18 protein-coding genes and 2 pseudogenes are annotated in these 17,121 nt (G+C 71.3%); 9 read left to right on the top strand and 11 right to left on the bottom strand.

Features of this window, described 5'->3' with window-relative positions; all coding sequences use genetic code 11:
* Positions 1-223: 223 nt before the first annotated feature.
* The 6 genes and pseudogenes from ACFY3J_RS23330 to ACFY3J_RS23305 all read right to left on the bottom strand — a co-directional run.
* Positions 224-619: pseudogene (locus ACFY3J_RS23330) on the bottom strand (site-2 protease family protein); the annotation flags it as partial.
* Between the two features lie 362 nt (positions 620-981).
* Positions 982-1,638 (bottom strand): multicopper oxidase domain-containing protein, encoded by a 657-nt coding sequence (locus ACFY3J_RS23325; RefSeq protein ID WP_390841666.1) that lies wholly within the window; start codon positions 1,636-1,638, stop codon positions 982-984.
* Positions 1,639-1,762: 124 nt separating this feature from the next.
* Positions 1,763-2,407 carry a dihydrofolate reductase family protein gene (locus tag ACFY3J_RS23320; RefSeq protein WP_390841665.1) on the bottom strand — a complete coding sequence of 215 codons (645 nt, stop codon included), beginning with the start codon at positions 2,405-2,407 and terminating at the stop codon, positions 1,763-1,765.
* Between the two features lie 577 nt (positions 2,408-2,984).
* Entirely contained in the window at positions 2,985-4,052 is a 1,068-nt protein-coding gene (locus ACFY3J_RS23315; protein WP_384184073.1) for a Gfo/Idh/MocA family protein, read from the bottom strand.
* Between the two features lies 1 nt (position 4,053).
* Entirely contained in the window at positions 4,054-5,103 is a 1,050-nt protein-coding gene (locus ACFY3J_RS23310) for a Gfo/Idh/MocA family protein (protein ID WP_384184070.1), read from the bottom strand.
* Between the two features lie 436 nt (positions 5,104-5,539).
* Positions 5,540-5,866: a hypothetical protein gene (locus ACFY3J_RS23305; RefSeq protein WP_384184068.1), complete on the bottom strand. Its 327-nt coding sequence runs from the start codon at positions 5,864-5,866 to the stop codon at positions 5,540-5,542.
* Between the two features lie 49 nt (positions 5,867-5,915).
* Between ACFY3J_RS23305 and ACFY3J_RS23300 the strand changes: the two genes are divergently transcribed.
* From ACFY3J_RS23300 to ACFY3J_RS23290, 3 genes are all read left to right on the top strand, one after another.
* Positions 5,916-6,158 (top strand): FxLYD domain-containing protein, encoded by a 243-nt coding sequence (locus ACFY3J_RS23300; RefSeq protein ID WP_384184065.1) that lies wholly within the window; start codon positions 5,916-5,918, stop codon positions 6,156-6,158.
* Positions 6,159-6,230: 72 nt separating this feature from the next.
* On the top strand, positions 6,231-6,470 hold the full coding sequence (locus ACFY3J_RS23295; RefSeq protein ID WP_384184062.1) for a hypothetical protein: 240 nt from the start codon (positions 6,231-6,233) through the stop codon (positions 6,468-6,470).
* Entirely contained in the window at positions 6,470-6,847 is a 378-nt protein-coding gene (locus ACFY3J_RS23290) for a fic family toxin-antitoxin system, toxin component (protein ID WP_384184060.1), read from the top strand. Before ACFY3J_RS23295 ends, ACFY3J_RS23290 begins: the two co-directional genes overlap by 1 nt.
* A 220-nt stretch (positions 6,848-7,067) precedes the next feature.
* Here ACFY3J_RS23290 and ACFY3J_RS23285 read toward each other — a convergent pair.
* Positions 7,068-7,562: pseudogene (locus tag ACFY3J_RS23285) on the bottom strand (alpha/beta hydrolase); the annotation flags it as partial.
* A 353-nt stretch (positions 7,563-7,915) separates the two neighbouring features.
* Here ACFY3J_RS23285 and ACFY3J_RS23280 point away from each other — a divergent pair.
* Positions 7,916-8,365 carry a DNA-binding protein gene (locus ACFY3J_RS23280; RefSeq protein WP_390841664.1) on the top strand — a complete coding sequence of 150 codons (450 nt, stop codon included), beginning with the start codon at positions 7,916-7,918 and terminating at the stop codon, positions 8,363-8,365.
* 90 nt (positions 8,366-8,455) lie between these two features.
* Here the strand turns inward: ACFY3J_RS23280 and ACFY3J_RS23275 are convergent, their stop codons facing one another.
* Positions 8,456-9,088: a hypothetical protein gene (locus tag ACFY3J_RS23275; RefSeq protein ID WP_390841663.1), complete on the bottom strand. Its 633-nt coding sequence runs from the start codon at positions 9,086-9,088 to the stop codon at positions 8,456-8,458.
* 297 nt (positions 9,089-9,385) lie between these two features.
* Here ACFY3J_RS23275 and ACFY3J_RS23270 point away from each other — a divergent pair, with 297 nt between their 5' ends.
* The gene (locus tag ACFY3J_RS23270) at positions 9,386-10,189 is read left to right on the top strand and encodes an SAM-dependent methyltransferase (RefSeq protein ID WP_390841661.1); all 804 of its coding nucleotides are present in this window, start codon (positions 9,386-9,388) and stop codon (positions 10,187-10,189) included.
* A gap of 114 nt (positions 10,190-10,303) precedes the next feature.
* Here ACFY3J_RS23270 and ACFY3J_RS23265 read toward each other — a convergent pair whose 3' ends face one another.
* Positions 10,304-11,011 (bottom strand): class I SAM-dependent methyltransferase, encoded by a 708-nt coding sequence (locus ACFY3J_RS23265; RefSeq protein WP_384184050.1) that lies wholly within the window; start codon positions 11,009-11,011, stop codon positions 10,304-10,306.
* Between the two features lie 225 nt (positions 11,012-11,236).
* On the opposite strand from ACFY3J_RS23265, the gene ACFY3J_RS23260 reads away from it, so the two are divergent.
* The 4 genes from ACFY3J_RS23260 to ACFY3J_RS23245 all read left to right on the top strand — a co-directional run bounded on the left by ACFY3J_RS23260 (position 11,237) and on the right by ACFY3J_RS23245 (position 14,755).
* Entirely contained in the window at positions 11,237-12,445 is a 1,209-nt protein-coding gene (locus ACFY3J_RS23260; RefSeq protein WP_384184047.1) for a sensor histidine kinase, read from the top strand.
* Entirely contained in the window at positions 12,442-13,116 is a 675-nt protein-coding gene (locus ACFY3J_RS23255) for a response regulator (RefSeq protein ID WP_384184044.1), read from the top strand. The genes ACFY3J_RS23260 and ACFY3J_RS23255 overlap by 4 nt, the downstream gene beginning before the upstream one ends.
* 102 nt (positions 13,117-13,218) lie before the next feature.
* Positions 13,219-14,106, top strand: a complete 888-nt coding sequence (locus tag ACFY3J_RS23250; RefSeq protein WP_384184041.1) for an amidohydrolase family protein — start codon at positions 13,219-13,221, stop codon at positions 14,104-14,106.
* A 157-nt stretch (positions 14,107-14,263) separates the two neighbouring features.
* Entirely contained in the window at positions 14,264-14,755 is a 492-nt protein-coding gene (locus ACFY3J_RS23245) for a hypothetical protein (protein WP_390841660.1), read from the top strand.
* Positions 14,756-14,812: 57 nt separating this feature from the next.
* On the opposite strand, the gene ACFY3J_RS23240 is transcribed toward ACFY3J_RS23245, so the two are convergent.
* Both ACFY3J_RS23240 and ACFY3J_RS23235 read right to left on the bottom strand, forming a co-directional pair.
* A complete protein-coding gene (locus ACFY3J_RS23240; protein ID WP_141364999.1) occupies positions 14,813-15,166 on the bottom strand; it encodes a metalloregulator ArsR/SmtB family transcription factor in 354 nt (117 codons plus the stop codon).
* A 108-nt stretch (positions 15,167-15,274) separates the two neighbouring features.
* Positions 15,275-16,903 carry a SulP family inorganic anion transporter gene (locus tag ACFY3J_RS23235; protein WP_390841687.1) on the bottom strand — a complete coding sequence of 543 codons (1,629 nt, stop codon included), beginning with the start codon at positions 16,901-16,903 and terminating at the stop codon, positions 15,275-15,277.
* Positions 16,904-17,121 lie beyond the last annotated feature (218 nt).

The raw sequence follows: 17,121 nt of genomic DNA, 5'->3' as shown, positions 1-17,121 counted from the left end.
ACAGGAAGCTGTCCACGGTCAGCCAGTCGGGACCGGTGACCACCGGAGTGGTCATCGTCTGCCCCACCCGTACGCCACGCAGGGCGGTGACCAGCTCCGCCCACCGCCGTTCGGTCGCGGCGGTACCGGCCACGAACAGACCGATGGCCATCAGCCACAAGCCGCCGGTCGTGCCCCTCAGGAGCACCACCCACCCGCCCGCGGCCAGCGCCATTCCCACGACCTGTCCGCTGCGACCGGCCGCCCGCTGGGCCCGCTCGCGGTCCCCCGTACGCCACCACACCACGGCCTGGACCAGCCGCCCTCCGTCCAGGGGTGCGGCGGGCAGCAGGTTGAAGACACCCAACAGCAGGTTCGTGCCGCCCAGCCAGCTCAGCACGGCAACCGGAATCCGCCATCCCGTCGTGGCGTCCACACCGGCCGCCGCGCCCAGCCAGAGACCGCCGAGCAGCAGGCTGGCGACCGGCCCGCTCACGGCGACCGAGAACGCCGTGCGTGCTGTCGTCGGCCGGTCCATCCGGGTCAGTCCGCCGAGCGCCCACAGCGTCACGTCCCGCACCGCTATCCCCGCCTTGCGGGCTGTCAGGGCATGCGCGGCCTCGTGCACCACCAGACTCATCAGCAACAGCGAAGCACCGACGACCCCGGCGGCCGCGTACACGACCGGTGCCAGGCCCGCCTCATACCTGGGCAGCGTCCAGCTGGCCAGACCGTACGCGAAGAAGAGCATGACCAGCGGCACGCTCCAGTGAGCCTCAATCGCCAGCCCTCGGATGCTTCCGATCCGGATCGAACCCTTCATTCCCATCACCGCCGACAGGTCACGCCCTCCGGCCGTACCCCCACATTCCAGGGTCCGCCACAGACCAACGAAAGGAAACATCCATCCGAACCCCGGCAGTGATGGCCGTCGCGGGCGTACGGCGGCCGGCCGTCCAGGTCCGTCGGACACATGGCGGCCGACCGCCCGGCGTGCGGGTGCTACCGGGTGACGAAGTCGCCCATCATGGCCATGTCCTCGTGCTCCAGGTTGTGGCAGTGGAGCATGAAGGGGCCGGTGCAGTCGGTGAAACGGACGACCACCTCCACGGCCTCGGCCGGACGCAGGGACACGGTGTGCTTCCAGCCGTGGTCGTACGCCCCCGGCTCCCCGTTGTTCCGCGAGACCACCTGGAAGTGGTTGAGGTGGAGATGGACCGGGTGGTGGAAGTTGGTGGTGAACCGCCACACCTCGGTCTGTCCCGGCCTGGGCCTGGCCAGAGCACGGCCCGGCTGGTACTCCGGGCCGTTGATGGTCCACCCCTCGACCGAGCCGCGGAAGTGGAAGTCCCGGGTGACCGCGGCCCGACCGGGCTCCAGCGCGACCACCTCCGGTTCGCTCACGGTGGAGCCGGTGGCCCCCTCGTCGTCCGCGCTGCCGTCGGCCACGAAAGCGAGTCGGGCGGTGCGTGAGACGTCATCAGCCGCGTGACCGGCTCGCGCGCTGTGTTCCTCGGCTGCCTCGATGCGGTCGACCAGCCGCTTGTACTGGAACTTCGTCCCGCCGGGCAGCTCGAACAGGGCGGCCAGCCACGGCACTGCGGTCACCGCGAGGAGTACCGCGGTGACCGCGTCGATCTTCAGACCGGGTTTGGCCACGTGAACGAGCGCGGCTCCGATCACCAACCCCTTCGGCAACGCGAAGGCGGCGTCGGCCCGTTGTTGCCGCCTGCGTGGTGCGGCAACTCGGGGCCGGTGAGCCGCTGCCCGGTGGGCCCTCGTGTCAATTCCGCCAGAACAGGTGGTGCGCCACGCCGCTCGGGCTTGGCACGACCTCGAGGTGGAACCGGTCGAGCAACTCGTCGGGTGACTCCCAGAGCCGTAGCCCGGAGCCGAACTTCACCGGGGAGACGGCGACGTGCAGGGTGTCGACGAGGTCGGCGTCGAGGAACTGCCGGACGGTGGTGACCCCGCCGCCGAGCCGTACGTCCTTGCCCTGCGCCGCCTCCTTCGCCTGCTCGAGGACCGTGGCCGGGTCTCCGTCGACGAAGTGGAAGGTGGTGTCGGAGAGCGTGAACGAAGGACGCTTGTGGTGCGTCATGACGAACACCGGGGTGCGGAACGGGGGTTCCTCACCCCACCAGCCGCGCCACTCGTGGTCGTTCCAGGGCCCGCGCTGGGGCCCGAACTTGTTGCGGCCCATGATCTCGGCGCCGATGTTGCGCGCGTAGTCCCGCGTGAAGTAGTCGTCGAGGCCCCGGCTGCCGCCGGGGTCGGTGCGCATGGGCCAACTCGCCGTGGCACCGGCCCAGGCGAACAGCTTCTCGGGGTGGACGTGGCCGAACGGACTCTCGAAGCTCTGGTCCTCCCCGGCACCGATTCCGTCACTCGAGACGTTGAAGTTCTGGACCCTCAGTAGCTGAGCCATGTGTTCCTCCGGTGGTGTCGACAACGGTGGTGAGACTCTCCGGGCGGGGAAAACTCATCGCCGCGCCGCGTGGGCTGCCGACTACAACTATCCGGTGAAGACCAAGCTCATGAGTGGGACGAACACGCGGATCCGCTGCACGCGTTCGCCGACATGATCGGCCGGACCGTCAGCGGCCAGGTCACCAGGCTCCGGCTTGTGTCAAGGCCGTCGAAGCAGGTTCGGTTGGCCCCCGCGTGGCCCGCCGCCCAGGTTCGGCGGGCCGGTGCCTCGAAGGCACCTACGCGAGGTAAGCGGAACGTACGCCTCCACCGTCCGAATCGGAAGACCCGCAGCTGTGTGCTGCCGCTCACACGGGTTCGGTGGACTCGCGGACCGTGGGTGTGGGAACCCGGGGTCAGGACGTGTCTCGGGCCGGCGCGGCCAGGGTCTCGTAGTCCCAGGTGAGGGTGCCGGAGCGGAGGTCGGACGTGACCGCCTCGAGCGGAGCCGCACGACTCCGGCAGTCATGAACTCGCCGGGGTCGCGTGCTGCCGCGCGCCGCCCGCGCCCCCCTGCGGCAGCTGCGGCGGGAGCGTCATGCCGGCGTCGTGCCCTCTGCTCGGACCGCAGGAGCGACGGGGGCGCCGTTCCTGCGCGCCGAGCTGAGCGCGGCCTCGACCACCGCGACGGCCGCGTGGATGTCGGCCGCCGTGACCAGGGGAGTGCGCCCGTGGCGGATGTCGTCGCAGAACTCGGTGAACAGCCGACGCAGTGCCGTCACCCCGGCGGGTCCGCCGACCTGGCGGGAGACGCCGGCGCCGTCCGTACCGCGTACGGAGACGGAGGGAGCGTCCTCGTCGGCGAGTACGTGGCCGTGCGAGCCGAGTACGCGCAGGCTGGACGAGACGGGGGCCGGGCCGATGCCGGCGGGTGTGCGGGCCACGGTGGCGGTCGCCACCACTCCGTTGCGCAGGCGGAGCGAGAGCACCGCCGCGTCCTCGACACCGTGGGCACCGTGCGGGCCGTCGAACAGTGGCGCGTGGGGCGCGGCACTGCTGAAGGCGACGACCTCGTCCACGTCCAGGCCGGTCAGGTGCCGGACCGCCAGGGCCGGATACCACCCGAAGTTCATCAGTTCTCCGCCGCCGGACAAGGCGGGGTCGCAGACGAGTTCGGGGCGCTCGACCGTGGTGCCGTCGAGTCCGCCGGCCGCGAGCCACTCCGCGTCGACGGCCAGGGGCAGGCCGATCGCGCCGGAGTCCACGATGCGCCGGGCCCGTACGAGTTGGGGAGAGTAGAGGCGGTGGACGGCGGTGAGCAGTCCGCGGGAGCGGTCGGCGGCGTCCCACAGGCGCTGCGCGCCACGGGTGTCCGTCGCGGCGGGCTTGTCGACGATGACGTGGCGGTCCGCTTCGAGCGCTCTCAGCGCGAGTTCGACGTGCCGCGTGGGTTCGCTGCACACGAGGGCGATGTCGCAGGAGGCGAGGCCCTGGTCCAGGTCGAGCAGCGGAATGCCCGTCGTACGGGCGAGGGCGGCACTGTCCTCCGCGAAGGGGCTGTCGGCGGAGTCGGCGCAGCCGATCACTTCGATGCCGGGCAGGGACTGCAGCAGCGGCACGTAGTCACGGGCGTGCCGGACCCCGGATGCGATGAGGATCCTCATGTCAGCAGACCTCCTTGACGTCGACGGGGCGGCCTTCGTCCGCGCTGAGCTGTGCCGCCAGGGCGGCGGCCAGAGCGGCACGTACCTGGTGGGGCGCGGTCAGCGGGGCGGCCACCCCGTCGAGCACGTCGCGCAGGTGCCTGGTCTGTTCCGTCATGGCGCCGTCGATCGAGGCGGGGGCGGCGGGCGGCGCGGAGTGCGCCCTCGGCTCGTCCTCACTGCTGTGGTGCAGGGTGCCGGCCGTGCCGGACAGCACGAGCCTGCGGACGAACGTGCCGCGTGCCGCCAGGGCGTAGCACAGTTCGACGGTGGCGAGGGCGCCGCGGGCGAAGCGTACGAGGATCTGGAAGCTGTCGGGGGTCGGCATCCCGGGCGCCCATGTGCGGCAGGGGCGGGCGAAGACGCGGACCGGCTCGTCGTCCATGAGCCAGGTCAGCAGGTCGAGGGCGTGCACGCCGTTGTGGGCGACATGGCCTCCGGAGCGGGCCGGGTTCAGTTGCCAGCCGCGCCAGCCTCCGGGCCAGACGTGCCCGGTGTACCAGGTGAGGTGGGCCAGGCGGGGTGTGCCGATCGCGCCCTCGGCGACGGCCCGGGCGATTTCCAGGTGGACGGGCTGGAAGCGGGCCGTCTGGGCGACGAGCAGGGGCCGGCCGGCGGCCTCCGCGGCCGCGAGGACTTGGTCGACGTCGGCCACCTTCAGCGCGGCGGGCTTCTCCAGGAGGACAGCGCGTCCGGCCTGGAGCGCCGCCACGGAGAACTCGGCATGCGATTCGGGGGAGGTGCACACGGCGGTGACGTCGATGCCGTCGGACCACGCGCTCGCCGGGTCGGTGGACCAGGTGGCTCCCTCGGCGAGGGCGGCCAGCGCGGCGGCCCGCTCGGGATGCCGGTCGACGACGTGGGCGAGTCGCATTCCCGGCACATCCGCGAGCGCGGATACGTGGTCACGGGCGATGGCACCGGCACCGAGGACGGCCACGCGATGGTCGCGCGGCCGCTGTTCTGGGTCCCGCGATTGCTTCTGCCCGGGCTCTGCGGGCTCTCGGGGCACGGCGGCCTCTCCTGGCACGGGGACAGAGCGCACGCACGGCTCCTCACACTCGGCTTCTCGGCTTGGAGTTCAGACGTCAGACATCATATGTCCAGATCGTGAATTCCGGGAGGGGTGCCGTACACCGGCCGTCAGGAAGGGATGGCCGGCCCGATCCGCGCCATGAGGCGGGAGGGTTTGAACTGCTGCTGTTCGGCAGCGGTTGGGCGTGTTCTGGTGTGCGTGAGTGGACTTCGCGGTTGCGGTGTGCGGCGTGGGAAGGCGGTGCGATCGTGTGGGGGATCGGACCGTCCAGGCAGCGCCGGGCAGCCCGGGGCGCGAGGGACCCCGCCCCGAACGGTCACCCATCAGGACCGGTCTGCGTCGCGTACCGGACACGCAGTGCGGACGATGAGGCCATGCGCCCTCAGCCGACGGAAGACGTGCCGCCGTCCCTTCACCGTGTCCGCCCGCACAGGCAGTACTTCTCGTGGGCCTCGGCCACCGTGACGTTCGCTCTCGCAGCCGGCGTGCTGACGGGATGCGGCAACAGCGGCGGCGGTGGTTCCACGGTCAGCCCGAGGCCGACTCCTCCCAACACGGGGTCGTTCTCGTCCCAGCCGCTGCCGTCGGCGCTGGCGTCCTCCGCGTCGTCGGCCATCGCCTCCGCCCGTGCCTCGGCGTCGGCGGCGGCCTCGTCCGCGTCCGCGCGTGCCTCGGAGTTCGAGGCGTCGGTGTCGGCCGAGACCGCCCGGCGGGCCGCGGCCGCCGAGAAGGCGCTCAAGGGTGTCGAGGGAGGCGGCAACGCGCGGTCGGAGGTGAGCCTGACCGGAGTGCCCAGGACGCAGACCGGAGGTGTGCTGGCATCCCTGGTCACCATCACCAACAAGACCGACCGCAAGGCGTCCTACGCCGTGCAGGTCGACTTCGTGGACGCGCAGGGGCACGTGGTCGAGACCCGCTACGCAGGCGCGGAGAACCTGGAACCCGGCAAGCGCGAGCAGCCCATCGTGTTCAGCCGGAAACCTCCCGAGCCCAAGCTGACGCCCCGACTGACCAAGGCCGAGCGCTACTGAGCGGCTCGACGGTGTGCGGAAACCCCGTCCGCGTTGGGCCGCGCGAGTGGTAACAGCTGTTACCATCGGTGGATGGCGAAGACACAGCTGGGCGTGCGCGTCGACGACGACATCAAGGAACTGGCCGAAGCCCGTGCGAGGGACCGCGGCCTGAGCCTCGGTGACTACATCGCCGGCCTGGTGCGGGAGGACACCAGCGGGCTGCGACAGCGGGGCCTGGATGCCGCGCGGCGCTTCCTCGACGAGCACCAGAGTCTCTTCGACGAGACGGAAGAGGCCGATCGCCGCCCCCGGGGAGCGCACGCCGCGTAATGGAACTGCACATCGACGTCCCCTGGATCCTGCAGGTCGCCGAACTCGCGGGAGCGGGGGACCCCGCCCCCGAGGACTACGGGGTGCCCGTGGCCGCGGTCGCCTGCCACCGTGCCGAACTCCTGGGAACACCCGTCTACGACGGGCCCTACGCCCGTGCCGCCGCCCTCGTGCACATCCTCGGCCGCTGTCGCTGGCTCGAGCGCTCCAACATGGCCGTGGCCGCGGCGACGGGTGTGATGTACCTGGAGGCCTCCGGCATCCCGGTCAAGCCCACCCGCGAGGACGCCATCGCCCTGCGCGACCTGCTACGCGATCCCGGCTGCACCGCCAAGAGGATCGCCGGCCTGCTGCGCGCCTGGCCGCAGGCCACCTGAGCCGCGCTCCTCGGGCAGCCGCCCGACCCGCGCCCTCCCGCACCGGCCGCATGAGACCTGCCGAGGGCTTCGCCGGTCCGGTCCGTGACCATCTGAGGGGCCCGATCCGCCCCGGGCACCCACCGTCCGATCCGGGGCACAGGGTGCCCGCCGGCACGGCGCTGATCCCCGCTCGTACGACGCAGAGCGGGGATCAGCACCGGGTCGGCGGGCCTGGGCCTCACACCTCGCCGCGCGCCATCGCGATCAGCCGGTCCAGCACGGCGGCGTCGGCGCGGACGCCGTCGTGGGCACGGGTGTTGGTGATCCACGGTCGCAGACCACGGACCACCTCGGCGGTCTCCAGGGACTGCTCGCGGTCGACGAACATGTCGTCGAAGTACACGGCCGCCGCCACCGGGACACTGTTGCCGGCGAGTTGGTACAGGTCGTACAGGGCGGGCCAGTCGGTGCGCGCGGCCAGCAGATGCGCCGCCTCACGCAGCGGAACCAGTGCGGGGTCCTCGTCGAACTGCCAGGGGTAGATCATCTCGCCGGTGAAACGGAACGGGCCGTCACCGTCCGCGTCGAACTCGGGGAACTCCTCGCGGACGCGGTGCGCCGACCATGCGGTGGCCCGGCCGGCCTGGGCGTAGATGGGCTCGTGGAGCACCGCGTACAGGGGCCGCGGCGCGAAGGGCAGCGTGGCCTGGGCGCCGTGCAGGAAGGCGGGCGATCTCGCTCACGCCCCACTCGGGCCGCCGCTCGGTGAACGAGAGCAGGGCGACCAGGGCGCGGTCGGCGCTCTGCAGCACCCCGCGAGACGCTGGTGTACCCGGTTCGTCAGTCGGCTCGGCCATGAGACTCCTCGATCATCTGGTGCCCCGCACCGGGCGGCTCAGCCGCCTTCCGGTGCGCTCGGCGCAACGCCGTGGCGCTGAGCGGCCAGAAACCATCCGCCGGCCGGCCGGCCGGGTGAAGGTGTCAAGGGTTCCAGGCGCACTTTTCCACATGGGCGGGCACGGAATTGAACGAGTTGTTTAAAATGTTCTGTTGACTTCCCTGCGTGTGCTGGCCCATCCTCGTCTCATGCCGTCGACTTCTGATCAGGACACCGACCCCTTCACGCCTCCGCGGCCGGAGCAGGCGCGGGCGCGGCGCGTCTACGCGTCCCTGCTCCGCATCGCCGAGCGGCACGCGGCCACCGACGAGCAACGCCGGCGACAGGTCCACCCCTCGGTCATCGCACCGCACGAGGCCGTCCGACTCGTGTCGTTCCTGCTCAGCGGGGCGGCAATGCCGGATGACGGCGAACCGGAAGTGGATCGCGCCGACATCACGGCCGCGTTGAGTCTCGTCCCGTTGGTTCGCGGGGAAATGGACGAACTGGAGGCCGGACTGCTCCAGATGGCACGAGGCCGTGGCATGACCTGGCAGGAGATCGCCTTCGGGCTCGGGCTCGGCACCCCGCAGGCGGCCAGGCAGCGATACGAGCGACTGGCCGGCCGTACCGCAGCCGACGCGGAGGACCCGGAGTAGCGGAGCCGGCCTCGGGGCTGCCCAGCCTGCTTCCTCGGGTCTGCCGACTCCGCGTCGGGCCGCAGCGGTTCAGCGCTCGACGAGCGTGGCCTATTCGGCGGGTACGGGCTGGGCCTCGGTCTTGGGGGCTGCCGTGGGCTCCGGCGGGTTGGGAGCGGTGTAGAAGACGGACGTGCCCTGCTTGCTGCGCTGAGCCTGGCTCCTGGCCACAAGGTTTTCGAGAGTGGTGCGTACGACGTTGGTTTTGATCCCGCGGTCAGGGTGTGCCTGGCCGAGTGCCGTGGCGATTTCCGCCGCGGAACGCGGCTCGCTCTGATCGGTCAGGTGGCGGCGGACGAGTTCGGCCAGTGTGGGTTGTGCCTTCTTCGCGGCGGCGTCGTTCTTGGGCGCGGGGCTTTTGGCTGATTGCTTCTTGGCCGTGGGCTGTTTCGCGATCGCCGTCTTCGCCTTCTTGCGAGGCTCGGCAGTGGTCTTCTTCCGGGGAGAGGGGACGGAGACGCCGCCGGCGGGCGCGGGCTCAGGGGCCGTTGCCGCGATACCGAGTGCCTGCTGCATGCTCACCAGCAGGGTGTGGTCGTGCTGAAGGGCGTCCAACTGTGACTGCAACGCCGTGATTTCCGCCGTGATGCGTTCCTGTTCCTTGACGTTGCGCTCAAGGTCGCTGGTTACCTGGTTGATGTACTGCGACGTCAACTCGGTGGCGGGAGCCGTGGTTTCGGGCATCCTTCTCTCCTTGCTCCGTGCCGGGCGAAGCCTGCGTGCCAGGTGCAGAGAGTCAGGCGGCAGGTACTCCGGCTGTGGGGGTCTGGCCCAGTGATGATAGGCCGGGTATATCACTTACCGACCGACCACTTCGGCCAGTATGGCGTTCAGCCCTTGCCGCGCGAGCGGATTCACGCTCAAGTGGAGGCATTACCGGGCCGAAAAGCGTTGCCGCCGAGTGGCTGTGCGGTCGGGCAACTATGTGTGGCGCTAAAGGAGTCGAGCGTTCTGAAGGATGCCTTGTGACATGCTTCGATCATGACTGACCGAGACGACCGGGACACAGGACTGCAGACCGATCGCCCCCACTCGGCGCGTGTGTGGGACTACCTGCTCGGTGGTGAGAACCACTACCTGGTGGACAGCCGGGCCGGCGACATGATCCTGCGGACATTCCCCGAATTCGCGGCCGTCGCCCGACTGCAACGCAGCTTCCTGGCGCGGGCGGTGCGGTTCATGGCACGCGACGCGGGCATCCGTCAGTTCCTCGACATCGGCAGCGGGCTGCCCACCGCGAACAACACCCATGAGATCGCCCAGAGCATCGCGCCCGACAGCAGAATCGTCTACGTGGACAACGACCCCATCGTCCTCGCCCACGCCGACACGCTGTTGTCCAGCACGCCAGAGGGAAAGTGCGCCTACCTCGACGCCGATGTGCGCGATCCGAGGAAGATCCTCACCCCGGCCGCCCGGACGCTGGACTTCGACCGGCCCGTCGGCCTGATGCTGCTCAACATCATGGGCCAGCTCTCGGACGACGAGGAGCCCGAGCGCATCGTGGCAGAGCTGATCGACGCTCTGCCACCGGGCAGTTGTGTGGCCTTGAGCGACGGCACGGACACCAGCGACCAACTCAAGGCGGCCGTAGAGGCGTACAACGCGCAATCCGTCAACACGTACCACCTGCGCTCGCCCGAGCGCATCGGGAGCTTCCTGGAGGGGCTGCGTCTTGTCGAGCCGGGCCTCGTCAGGTCGGCCGACTGGCGCCCGGACCCCGAGTCCGCGGACGTCCCGCGGGAGCAGGGCCACGCCGCCGGGGCCGTGGGCCTGAAGGAGTAGGAGAGCAGGACTTCCTCACAGGCCGGGTTGCCGGATCACGCTGCCGTGACCCGGCCACCCGGCCCGAACGTTCCGGGGCGGCGCCGCTCCCCCGCGGTGGCGCCCCTCCCGCGCTCACGCCGCCGCCGGCCGCTCCGCGAGCAGATAGCGCGTCCAGGGCCGCACGTCGGCGAACCTGGGCTCGGTGAACCCGACGGCACGGAGCACGTCCGCGTACTGCCGCACGTCGGCGGCGGACATGGGATCCTCCGTCACCTCCCCGTGCGCCGCGCCGTGGACCATCATCCCGGCGATGGCACGGGTCACCCGCGGAGCCACCGGGCCGCTCGGGAAGGCGTCCGCGATCAGCAGCCGCCCGCCGGGCCGCAGTACGCGGTACATCTGCGCCAGCGCGGTCTTCCGGTGCCCCTCGGGGATGTGGTGCATCGCGAACGTCGAGGTGACCACGTCGAACTCACCGTCAGGCAGGTCCAGGTGCTGCGCGGCCGCGAGGACGAAGCGGCAGTTGGCGGCCCGGCCCGCGTGCCGGTTCGCGTACTCGACCATCGGTGCCGAGGGGTCGACGCCGACCACCCGGCCGCCGGGCCCCACTGCCTCGGCGAGCCGCCCGGCGAGGACCCCCGGGCCGCAGCCGACGTCGAGCACCCGGTCGCCGGGGCGGACGCCGCTCGCCGCCACCAGCGTGTTGTTCAACGCGCCCCGGCGGCCGCCGAAGACCACCGTGACGAGCAGGTTGTACCGGCGTGCCCACGGGATGAGGAGGCCCGGCTGCTCCGGCTCCCGCACCCCGGTGCCGGCGGTGTCGACTCCGTGACTCTTCATGACCTGTTCTCCTTCCGATGTCCTTGCCGAACCGACCGTCCGCGGTATCGGCCGAGACGTCCTTCGATGATGGGCGGGGCCGGTCCCGCCGTCGTCGCCCTGGCGGCGGGACCGCGCGCTGCCGCACCGGGACCACCCGGCCCGGCGGCTACTCCACCGGGAGTACGCACGAAATGGCCCTACGAGGTGACGTATTGGCGCGCGCACCGGCGCTACCGTGCGGGAATGAGCATGCGGCTGAGCGTGCGCGGCTACGCGCGGGACGCGGTGACGGCGGGTGTCGTCGCCGTGATCTCGCTGGTCGGCTCAGTGGTGGCAGTCCCCGACCGCACCGGTCTCGACGCGCTCGGATACCTGCTGGTGCTGGTGGGGGGTCTCGCGCTCACCGCCAGGCACCGCTTCCCGGTCACGGTCGTGGCCACCACGCTCGTCTGCCTGTTCGCCTACCATCTGCGCGGCTACCCGGGTGACGGGGCCGCCGTGCCGGTTCTCGTGGCGCTCTACACCGCCGTCCTCGCGGGCCACCGGCTGGTGACGGTCGTCCTGGGCGCGGGCGCCTTCGTCGCGGGCACGGTGGCGCTGACCCTCACGTCCTCCGGCGGCCAGTCGGCCCGGCAGATCGTCGAGGGACGGTTCCTGCTGGTCGGCTGGGTGGGGGCCGCGGTCATGGCGGCGGAGGTACGGCGTCAGTGGAACAGCAACCTCAGCCAGGCCGAGCAGCGCGCCGCGGACGCCGAGCAGCGGGCGGCCGACGCCGAGCGGCTCCGCGAGGAGACCGCACGCCGCCGCGCGGGGGAGGAACGGCTGCGGATCGCCCGCGAGTTGCACGACTCGCTCACCCACAGCATCTCCGTGATCAAGGTGCAGGCCGGAGTGGCCGTCCATCTGGCGCGCAAGCGCGGCGAAAGCGTGCCGGAGGCTCTGCTTGCCATCCAGGAGGCCGCGGGCGACGCGACCCGCGAACTCCGGGCGACCCTCGACGTGCTCCGCGCACCCGGCGAGACCGTCCCCAACCGGCCCGGCCCTCCGGCCACCGGACTCGGCCTCCTGCCCGTGCTGGTGGAGCGGACCAGTTCCACGGGCCTGCCCGCCACCGTCACCGTCGAGGGTGAACCGAAGGAGCTGCCGCCCGAACTCGACCGGGCCGTCTACCGGGTCGTCCAGGAGGCCCTGACGAACACCGCCCGGCACGCCGGGGCCGCCTCCGCCTGGATCCGTCTCGACTTCCGGCCGGACGCACTGGCCGTACACATCGACGACGACGGCAGGGCAACCCCCGCGGCACGGTACGAACCGGGTACCGGCCTGACCGGTATGCGCGAGCGGGTCACGGGACTCGGTGGGCGGCTGCACGCCGGACCCCGGCCGGAGGGCGGGTTCACCGTCCGCGCCGAGTTCCCGCTGAACGGCACCGACCCCGACGGCACGCCATGATCCGGGTCCTGCTCGTCGACGACCAGCCGCTCATCCGCGGCGGCTTCCGCGCGCTCCTCGACGCCGAGGACGACATCGAGGTCGTCGCCGAGGCCGCCGACGGCGCGGCCGGGGCCGCGCTCGCCGCCGAGCACGTCCCCGATGTGGCCCTCGTCGACATCTCGATGCCGGTGGTGGACGGGATCGAGGCCACCCGCCGGATCGCCGCCAACCCGGCCCTGTCCGCCGTGCACGTGGTGATCCTGACGAACTACGGCGTGGACGAGTACGTCTACGGCGCTCTGCGCGCGGGCGCGTGCGGATTCCTCGTCAAGGACATCGAACCCGCCGACCTGCTCCAGGCGGTCCGGGTCGCCGCCCGGGGCGAGGCGCTGCTGTCCCCGGCCATCACCCGCATGCTCATCGCCGAGTACACGTCCCGGCCCCTGTACCCGGGCTCGGGCACGCACCCCCGACTGGAGGCGCTGACCCGACGGGAGCGCGAGGTCCTCGCCCTGGTCGGCCGAGGCCTCGGCAATGACGAGATCGCCGCCCGCATGGTGATCAGCTCGTCCACGGTCAAGACCCACGTCAGCCGCACCATGACCAAGCTCGCCGCCCGCGACCGCGCCCAACTCGTCGTCGCCGCCTACGAGTCCGGCCTGGTCTCCCCTCGCGGCACAACCCCTTAGCCGGAACGGCGCCTCACCGTCGGGGTGAGTGTGACGGATCCCGCACCGCGCCCCTCGCGGAAAGGGTGGCCCGCACCCTCACCAGGGCCGATCGTGGACGACATGAACGATCACCGCATGGCACCCGGTGAGGTCCGCCGTTTCTGGGGCCGGCTCGGTCTTCCCGGGCTGGTCGACGTCCACACGCACTTCATGCCCGAGCGCGTCCTGCACAAGGTCTGGGACTACTTCGACGCGCAGGGACCGCTGACCGGTGGGCTCGAGTGGCCGATCGCCTACCGGCAAGACGAGGCGGAACGCACGGCCGCTCTACGGGAGTTCGGCGTCAGGGCCTTCACCGCGATGCTCTACCCGCACAAGCCCGGCATGGCCCGGTGGCTGAACGGATGGGCGGCCGACTTCGCCCGTCGCACCCCCGACTGCCTGCACACCGCCACCCTCTACCCCGAGCCGGACGTCGAGACGTACGTCCGCGAGGCCGTCGAAGCGGGCGCGCGCGTGTTCAAGGCGCATGTACAGGTGGGGGCCTACGACCCGGCCGACGAACTTCTCCAGCAGGCATGGGGATTGCTCGCCGAGGCGCGGATCCCCGTGGTGATCCACTGCGGCTCGGGGCCCGCCCCCGGCAAGCACACCGGTCCCGAGCCGATCGCGCGGGTGCTGGCGCGGCACCCGCAACTGCGCCTGATCGTCGCGCACATGGGGATGCCCGAGTACGAGGAGTTCCTCCGCCTCGCCGAGCGGTTCGAGCAGGTGCGGTTGGACACGACGATGGCGTTCACCGACTTCACCGAGGGATTCATGCCGTTCCCGCGCCGGGCCCTGCCCCGGCTCGCGGCGCTCGGCGACCGCGTCCTGCTCGGCTCCGACTTCCCCAACATCCCCTATCCCTACGTGCATCAGCTCGACGCCCTGGAGCGGCTGGGGCTCGGACCGGAGTGGCTGCGGGCCGTGTGCCACGACAACGCGGCAGGACTGTTCGGGCTGTGACGCGCAAGCGAGGACAGCCCGCGAGCGTGTGCCCGTTGTGCTCGTGCAGCGTCGTCCGCCAGGGCCGAACAGCCTGATATCGGGGCCGACCGGACCCCTGCGCGTCCCGGCCGGCCTTGACGATGATCAAGAGCATGGGAAGAAGGGAAAGCCACCGGTGATCGCTGTTGTAGGGCACGCGGATCTCAGCGCGTCGACGCTGGCTGTGCTGGAGGAGGAACTGCGTTCCCGTCTGGCCGCCTTCGCCCAGGCGGGAACGTCCGGGCTGGTGCGCGCCGGGAAGGGACTGCCGGTGGCGTTCGGGCGGGCCGCCCGGAAGGCGGGACTGGCCCTGGTGACGGTCCTGCCGTCCTGCAACGGGGTACCCGCGCATGTCGCCGAGCCGGACCGGAAGGCGGCCGGGGAACTCCTGCTGCTGTCCCAGCAGGTGCGGATGGTGGAGTACGACCCCGGTGACCGCTCCTCGTGTGTGACGGCGGACGAGGGCCTGCTGCGCTCGTGCGCGCGGGTGCTGGCCGTCTGGGACGGCTCCCCTTCCTCGGGGCGGGACGCGACGGCGCACCTGGTGGCCTATGCCCGCAGCCACGGTGTCGACGTCGAGGTGCTCTGGCCGCACGGGGCGGAGCACGAGACCACCCGCAGGGCGTAGCCGCGACCGCGACGCCCTACAGGCCGCTTCCCTGGCACCGCCGCCGTCCGATGACCGTCACTGCGGCGGCGGCTTCCTCTCCGGCTGGTCCGCCCGCAGATCGGCGAGCAGCTCCGCCTGTCCCGCCAGCACCCCCGACAGGATCGAGCGGGCCACCCGCATCAGCTCCGCCACCTCCAGGTTGGCCAGCGAGTAGTACACGTTCGACCCCTCCTTGCGGGTCCGCACCAGGTTCGCCCGCCGCAGCACCGCCAACTGCTGGGACAGGTGCGCCGGTTCGATCCCCACCTCGGGCAGCATCTCCGCGACCGCGTGCTCGCGCTCGCTCAGCAACTCCAGGACGCGGATACGTGCCGGGTGTCCGAGCGTCTTGAAGAACTCGGCCTTCAGCTGGTACAGGGGCGTACTCACCCTGCCGTCCCCTCCCCGGCACGGTACGACCGGAACGGCCGGCCCACTCGGCATCGCATCCACCTACTCGTCAAGAACATGCGCCCTATCCTCGCGTGTCCTGTCGCGTCACTGTCCAGCCGGTGCCGTCGGCTCGGCCGGCAGGACTCCGGCCAGGTGCAGGTGGTCGCGGGCGGCGTGGAGTGCCTCGGGTGTGTGGGCGTAGTCGCGGCCCTCGTGCTGGAGCAGTTCCAGGGCGCCGACGGAGTCGAGCACCTGCCGCTGCTCGGGACGGATCCCGGAGGCCAGGACGAGGATGCCGCGCCGGTTCAGTTTCTCCACCGCGTCCTTCAGGACGAGGGCGCCGGTGGCGTCCATCGTGGACACCCGCGACATCCGCAGGACGACGACCTTCACGTCCGCCACCTCGGTCAGCTCCAGCAGGAAGCGGTGCGCGGCGGCGAAGAACAGCGGACCGTCGATGCGGTAGGCGACGATGTGCTCGGCGAGCAGCTGGTGCTCCTCGTCGCTGTGGTCCCCCCGGTCGAGGGACACCTGGTCGAAGCGGGCCTGCTTCGCCACGGCCCGCAGGGCGAGGGCCCCGGCGGTCAACAGGCCGATGATCACCGCGTACACCAGGTCCAGAGCCAGCGTCGCGGCTGCGGTCAGGACGAGGATCACCGCGTCGGACCGGGTGGCCCGGGCCATCGCCTTCAGCGAGCCGACCTCGACCATGCGGATCGCCGTGGCCAGCAGCACGCCGGCCAGCGCCGCCAGCGGGATCTTCGACACCAGGGGAGCCGCCGCGAAGACGATCACCGCGAGGACGGCGGCGTGGGTGAGGGCGGCCAGCCGGGAGCGGGCACCCGTGCGGACGTTGACGGCGGTGCGTGCGATGGCTCCGGTGGCCGGGACGCCGCCGAACAGCGGGGCGGCGATGTTGGCCAGCCCCTGGCCGAGCAACTCCCGGTCCGGGTCGTGACGCTGCCCCACCGTCATCGCGTCGGCGGCGGCCGCGGACATCAGCGACTCCAGCGCGGCCAGCGCGGCCACCGCCACGGCCGGGGCGAGCAGTGAACCGAGCGAGCCGGGATCGAGGAAGGAGAGGGAAGGCGCGGGCAGTCCCGCGGGCAGGTCGCCGATCGGCTTGGCGTCCAGCCCGGCGACCTGGGCCACGACCGTGGCGGCGATCACGGCGACGATGGAGAACGGCACGGTGGGCCGCCACCGCGCACCGGCGAGCATGAGCACGACGACGGAGACCGCGAGCCCCACGGCGGTCCAGTCCGGCGCCTTCACGAACTCCTCGACCGCGTGCCAGGTGATGACGAGGACCTTGTCGCCCTCGGGTCTGGGCACGCCCAGCGCGTTCGGCACCTGCTGCAACCCGATCACTCCGGCGATGCCGAGCGTGAAGCCCTCGATCACGGGTGCCGGCACGTACTGCATATAGCGCCCGGCCCTGAACGCGGCGAGGACGACGAGCATCACGCCGGCCATCAGGCCCACCGTCAGAACGGCGGTCGGACCGTACTGGCCGACGATCGGCACCAGGACCACGGTCATCGCCCCGGTCGGCCCCGACACCTGGAGATTCGACCCGCCGAACACGGCGGCCAGCGCGCCGGCGACCACCGCGGTCGCCAGACCCGCCTCGGCACCGAGCCCGGAAGACACCCCGAAGCCGAGAGCGAGCGGCAGCGCCACGATCGCCACCGTCAGCCCGGCGAGCAGGTCACGGCGCGGATCACGCCGCATCTGGGACAGATCGGAGCGGGAGGGCAGCAAGGAGGTGATCCGTTGATGCAGCGGAACCGGCACGACCCCTCAGCTTTCCTTCGCACAGCCCCACCGGGGCGAGTCACACAGAAGCTGTGCCCCCGGCTACCTGGGGGCACAGCGAGTACAGCATCTAAGCAATTGCGAAATTTAGCAATCCTGAAATTCGATTTGTTCTGTTTGTGGGGGTTAGGGGG

It is taken from the genome of Streptomyces sp. NPDC001231 (assembly GCF_042896885.1).
In the GTDB taxonomy this organism is placed as follows: domain Bacteria; phylum Actinomycetota; class Actinomycetes; order Streptomycetales; family Streptomycetaceae; genus Streptomyces.
This window is presented reverse-complemented; position numbering and strand designations above follow the sequence as displayed.

Coding starts and splice junctions, on each gene's coding strand:
- ACFY3J_RS23320 (WP_390841665.1), bottom strand. CDS start 2,407: ATGGCTCAGCTACTGAGGGTCCAGAACTTCAACGTCTCGAGTGACGGA.
- ACFY3J_RS23315 (WP_384184073.1), bottom strand. CDS start 4,052: ATGAGGATCCTCATCGCATCCGGGGTCCGGCACGCCCGTGACTACGTG.
- ACFY3J_RS23295 (WP_384184062.1), top strand. CDS start 6,231: ATGGCGAAGACACAGCTGGGCGTGCGCGTCGACGACGACATCAAGGAA.
- ACFY3J_RS23290 (WP_384184060.1), top strand. CDS start 6,470: ATGGAACTGCACATCGACGTCCCCTGGATCCTGCAGGTCGCCGAACTC.
- ACFY3J_RS23280 (WP_390841664.1), top strand. CDS start 7,916: ATGCCGTCGACTTCTGATCAGGACACCGACCCCTTCACGCCTCCGCGG.
- ACFY3J_RS23275 (WP_390841663.1), bottom strand. CDS start 9,088: ATGCCCGAAACCACGGCTCCCGCCACCGAGTTGACGTCGCAGTACATC.
- ACFY3J_RS23270 (WP_390841661.1), top strand. CDS start 9,386: ATGACTGACCGAGACGACCGGGACACAGGACTGCAGACCGATCGCCCC.
- ACFY3J_RS23265 (WP_384184050.1), bottom strand. CDS start 11,011: ATGAAGAGTCACGGAGTCGACACCGCCGGCACCGGGGTGCGGGAGCCG.
- ACFY3J_RS23260 (WP_384184047.1), top strand. CDS start 11,237: ATGAGCATGCGGCTGAGCGTGCGCGGCTACGCGCGGGACGCGGTGACG.
- ACFY3J_RS23255 (WP_384184044.1), top strand. CDS start 12,442: ATGATCCGGGTCCTGCTCGTCGACGACCAGCCGCTCATCCGCGGCGGC.
- ACFY3J_RS23250 (WP_384184041.1), top strand. CDS start 13,219: ATGAACGATCACCGCATGGCACCCGGTGAGGTCCGCCGTTTCTGGGGC.
- ACFY3J_RS23235 (WP_390841687.1), bottom strand. CDS start 16,903: ATGCGGCGTGATCCGCGCCGTGACCTGCTCGCCGGGCTGACGGTGGCG.